Here is a 4,671-nt window from a genome sequence, read left to right on the forward strand (position 1 = left end):
ATGTCCGCTCTGTGCCAGATGCGGACGTCGAGGAGAATGTTATTTTGATGCGAAATATTTGCGTAATATTTTTTCTAATAACGAGAAAACGACCGTCACCCTTTTGGGAGTAATCAGCTGGTAAGGCCGATATAAATAAAATTGCCATTTCTCCTGTCGCAGTTCTGGCAATGGGGGAACAAGTTGGCCGCTTGCTAAGTACTCCCTACAGATAAAGTCGCTGGACTGTACAACCGTTCTCCCGGCCAATGCAGCCTGAATTTCGGCATATGGATCTGTAGTATAAAACTCAATATGACGAGGGACAAAAGTATTTACTGCGTCACTCATAAACTCAAATGATTTTCCCGTTTCAGGATTAATTAAACCACTAAATGGATAACGCTGTCGAAGATCTTCTAAATCAGTAGGTGCTCCCAGTCGCTCAATAAGTTCAGGTGATGTAACCAAAATATGTTCAACTTGTCCGATATTTTTAATGATAAAGTTTGGATTAGGTTCTCGCCCTACGCGTATACCTATATCGATACGATGCTCAATAGTATCAAGTTTCATCATATCTAAACGCCAGTCGATAAATAACTCAGGATAGGGACGTAGTGCAGTCAATAGTTCATACAAGATTTGTTCATGATTTGGAAATCGAAGTAATGTGATACGAACAATACCCTTCATGTCATTATCATCTTTCCCTGTCTGAAATAGTTTTTCAGAATCTTCAAGCAGTCGCTTCGCTTGGGGTAAAAATAGTTCGCCGAAACTAGTGAGAAAGATCGAACGAGTATTGCGTTTGAATAAAGGTTCACCAAGTTGTTTCTCCAGCTCAGCGACTGTTCGGGTTACTACTGAAGGTGAAACCGACAGCTTGATGGCTGCTTCGCGGAAGTTCAAGGTCTCAGAGGCGATGATAAAAAATTTTAGAGCGTCAAGTTTGTCCATGATTATTGTGAAATCTGCAATAATGTATTTTGATAATAGCAATTAATTTGCAACTATTCCAGCCATATAATAGAACAATCAAATAAGTAACCTGTCTTACTTTTTATCAGAACTCAAAAGAGTAAACTATGTCAATTCAACCAGTAGAGTTAAACAAAGCCTATCGTTTATTACAGGTCGGGCCAACGACGATGATATCGGCTAAAAATGATGGCATTGAAAATGTCATGGCAGCGGCCTGGGTGGGATTAGTAGGCAATAACAAAGTGATGGCTTTTATAGGTCCACAGGCATTTACTCGCGGGCTTGTAGAAAAAAGCGGATATTACGTTGTACAGATCCCAGTAGTAAATCAGATGGAAATGGTTTTATATGCTGGAGGTCACAGTTATTCCAACACACCCGATAAAAATAGTAAAATCCCACTATTTTATCAGAAAGAGTTTGATCTGCCTTTAGTGGAAGGTTGCGCTGGCTGGTTAGTATGTAAGGTCATACCCAATGAAGAAAATGAAAAGCAGCACAACTTGTTCATGGGGGAAATTGTCGGAGCATGGAGTGATGACCGCGTTTTCAAAAATGGGCACTGGATTTTTGATGATGCACCAGATGAATTACGTACTGTCCATTACGTTGCTGGCGGACAGTTTTACGCCATTGGCAAAGGGACAAAATTTAATTATGGGCCGGGAAAAGACTAATCCTTACTTCTGCATAAATGTAGCCATATAACATGGCTACATAGAGGTAGTAGCATAAAAGAACAACCTACTTAAGATGTTTGCTTCTCACTCACAGCGGACCTTTAGCTCAGTTAGCATATCCGCTCAGTGCCAGAAGCGGATGTCGTAAGATTCGTTCGGCTAAAAGAGCAAATTCTTCTGCATCAGAGTGACAGGCCCTGCGGATTCACATTTATCATTACTCTCTGAAAAGTACTTTTATTTTTGCCCGGGGTGACGATAAATATCGGGTCGATTGATTTGCCAGACAAAATCTGGTCGGTTCAATGGGTTATACCCCAGCTTCTGGTATAACCATGGCGCGCTGTCGGTTACCAGCATTATCCGTCGCAGACGTGACAACAATGGATGGGCATGACAGCATTCAATCAGCCAACGTCCAAGACCACTTTTCTGATAATCGTTCAGCACGTAGACGTCACACAAATAACCAAAAGTGGCATAGTCTGTGACCAGACGGGCGAAGCCGATTTGTCTTGTTCCATCCAGGAGCGCGAAACAAAGGCTGTTCTGGATTGATATCCTGACCGTTTCAGCATCAATACCAGGAGCCCAGGACGATTGCGAGAGGTAATCGTGAATGGCTTCCAGCTGAAAAAAGCTGGGATCGGTTGTGACAATAAATTTGTCTTTGGTAAAACGCAGATGCTGATTATTCACCGAACTTCTCCTTTTGGGCTACTTGTGATGAGGCACAGGGCTGTCCTCTATCCGGGGAATGCTCAGGATGCTTTTTCATGTACTGTCATGATAAATACCAGCGGGTTCTCCCCCTGGTTTTCATAGAAATGAGGAACGTCCGTTCTGGCGGTTGCCGAACAGCCAGTATTTACCCGATACACGTGTTCCTGTACGCCGAGTGTGAGCGTGCCCGACTGCACATAAAACAGTTCAAGCGTACCTTCCGTGTGGCCGGGGGACGCAAAATTTTCCCCCGGCTGCATTTCCCACATCCAGAGCTCGGTCATATCAGGGCCACCCGACCCTGCTAGCAATCTTGCTCTCCCGCCTTTTTCACCTTCCCACAATTCAGGGATCTCATCTTCAGCGATGAGATGCACGGTCGGTTTTGAACTGACATCCACAAAATCAGCCACTGAAACCCCCATTGCGGCAGCCAGGCGGCATAGCAGGGCAATGCTGGGATTCGCCCGGCATCCCTCTATCTCAACCAGCGCTCCCTTGCTGACGCCTGCCCGACGCGAGAGTTCATCAAGGGAGATTTTCTTTTGCTTACGATACAGTTTTATTCGCTGCGATACGGCTTCATTCACGGAACTGGCGATCGAATTTGCATCGGTCATTAAATTGACTTTTTTGGTCATTGGTCATTATCATGGAATAAATTGGTCATTACAGGATTATCACGTGCTAACAGTATCGCCGTCAATTGCCCCTGAAATTTATCGTATTGCTCCCGGTTTTCGGGCACTCAGCATCTGCGTAAAAGCTGCGCCAGTGCTTAATCCCGACACTGGAGAAATGGCGCTGCGTGAAGCCTGTGAAGCCGTTCTGGCCGGTGAACCAGAGTGGGCGGACTCTCATCTGGCGGCATGGGCCGACGTTTTTCAAAAGTTTGGTGCTAAACCTAAACGCACTCCTTGCTCAGCGGATGCGTTACGCAAGCGCGTGTTACGTGACGGAACGATGCCAGCGCTCGATCCTATCGTTGATCTTTATAATGCCGTTAGTCTCCGCTATGCCGTTCCGGTTGGTGGAGAGAATCTCTCTGCCTATCAGGGGGCGCCGCGTCTGACTGTGGCAAAAGGAACAGAGCCTTTTGATACCGTCAAAGAGGGAGAGGCCACCGTTGAGTATCCTTCACAAGGCGAGGTTATCTGGTGTGATGATATTGGCGTGACCTGCCGTCGCTGGAACTGGCGACAGGGGATCAGAACCCGCTTAGGCGTGGAAGCTCAGGAAATGTGGTTCATTCTGGAGAGTCTCCCGCAGATGCCGCTGGATAGACTTCACGAAGCCGGGAAGATGCTGACCGACGGCCTGGAAAAAATGATGCCCGGTCTGTGGTTTGAAGTTGCTCTCATCGAATAACAACAGCAGTAATACCCTTCAGGAGAAACAGTTATGTTTACCGGTTTGTCGGCGTTTCCATTAACCCCAGTCACTGCCAGCGGCGTGGATGAAAAGGGTTTCAGCCATATTCTTTCCCGTCTTACAGACGCTCGGGTTGATTCTATGGGCATCCTGGGGTCAACCGGAAGCTACGCCTATCTGACCCGGGAGCAGCGCAAGCGCGTAGCAACGCTGGCGAAACAGCATGCAGGGAACATCCCCGTTATGGTGTGTGTGGGAGCGGTCAGTACCGATGCCATTCTGCATCTGGCAGATGATGCACAGGCAGCTGGTGCGAATGCGCTGTTACTCCCGGCGGTCAGTTACCAGCCACTCCGTGACGAAGAAGTCTTCTCACTCTTTGAGACCGTTACCCGGCACGTTTCTGTACCGGTGTGTATCTATGATAATCCGGGCACTACGCATTTTACCTTTACGGATGAACTCCACGGTCGTCTCTCCTCACTTGAGGGGGTTCGCTCGGTCAAGATCCCTGGCGTCCCGGATAGCCCCGCTGCAGCGATTGAGCGGGTGAATGCGTTACGTCAACATTTGCGCCCTGGCGTAACAATCGGTATTAGTGGCGACGCTTATGCGGGGCTGGGATTAAACGCCGGTTGTGAAGTGTGGTATTCCGTGTGTGGCGGTCTGTTCCCTGAGATGGCGAAACAAATCACCGAAGCTGCGGCGGCAAACGATCATCAACGCGTTACAGCCCTGACAACCCGCCTCGAGCCGTTGTGGTCGCTCTTCCGGAAACATGGGGGAAGTATTCGCGTTATTGCCGCTGCTGCTGGTGTGCTTGGGCTTACCGACATGGATTGCCTGCCTCGACCTCTGCAACCATTGTCAGCTGGTGATATCGCGGATATTGCCCATGTGATAAGCATGCTGGAGCTGAAGTGATCTCTCCGCA

General features: G+C 47.8%; 6 protein-coding genes. 3 read left to right on the forward strand and 3 right to left on the reverse strand.

Annotated features, from left to right (window positions below; translation table 11 throughout):
* Positions 1–39: 39 nt before the first annotated feature.
* A complete protein-coding gene (locus tag F3J31_RS23120; RefSeq protein ID WP_045910623.1) occupies positions 40–939 on the reverse strand; it encodes a LysR family transcriptional regulator in 900 nt (299 codons plus the stop codon).
* A 128-nt stretch (positions 940–1,067) separates the two neighbouring features.
* Here F3J31_RS23120 and F3J31_RS23125 point away from each other — a divergent pair, with 128 nt between their 5' ends.
* Positions 1,068–1,640 carry a flavin reductase gene (locus tag F3J31_RS23125; protein ID WP_126534456.1) on the forward strand — a complete coding sequence of 191 codons (573 nt, stop codon included), beginning with the start codon at positions 1,068–1,070 and terminating at the stop codon, positions 1,638–1,640.
* 240 nt (positions 1,641–1,880) lie between these two features.
* Here the strand turns inward: F3J31_RS23125 and F3J31_RS23130 are convergent, their stop codons facing one another.
* The gene (locus tag F3J31_RS23130; protein ID WP_104948654.1) at positions 1,881–2,342 is read right to left on the reverse strand and encodes a GNAT family N-acetyltransferase; all 462 of its coding nucleotides are present in this window, start codon (positions 2,340–2,342) and stop codon (positions 1,881–1,883) included.
* A 62-nt stretch (positions 2,343–2,404) separates the two neighbouring features.
* Complete coding sequence (locus F3J31_RS23135; RefSeq protein ID WP_167215704.1) at positions 2,405–3,007, reverse strand: XRE family transcriptional regulator; 603 nt, start codon at positions 3,005–3,007, stop codon at positions 2,405–2,407.
* Positions 3,008–3,050: 43 nt separating this feature from the next.
* On the opposite strand from F3J31_RS23135, the gene F3J31_RS23140 reads away from it, so the two are divergent.
* Together F3J31_RS23140 and F3J31_RS23320 are read left to right on the forward strand one after the other, a co-directional pair.
* A complete protein-coding gene (locus F3J31_RS23140) occupies positions 3,051–3,734 on the forward strand; it encodes a B3/4 domain-containing protein (RefSeq protein WP_167215705.1) in 684 nt (227 codons plus the stop codon).
* Positions 3,735–3,767: 33 nt separating this feature from the next.
* On the forward strand, positions 3,768–4,661 hold the full coding sequence (locus F3J31_RS23320) for a dihydrodipicolinate synthase family protein (protein WP_104948653.1): 894 nt from the start codon (positions 3,768–3,770) through the stop codon (positions 4,659–4,661).
* The last annotated feature ends 10 nt before the right edge of the window (positions 4,662–4,671 follow it).

Source organism: Enterobacter sp. Acro-832 (genome assembly GCF_011752745.1).
In the GTDB taxonomy this organism is placed as follows: Bacteria; Pseudomonadota; Gammaproteobacteria; order Enterobacterales; family Enterobacteriaceae; genus Enterobacter; species Enterobacter quasiroggenkampii.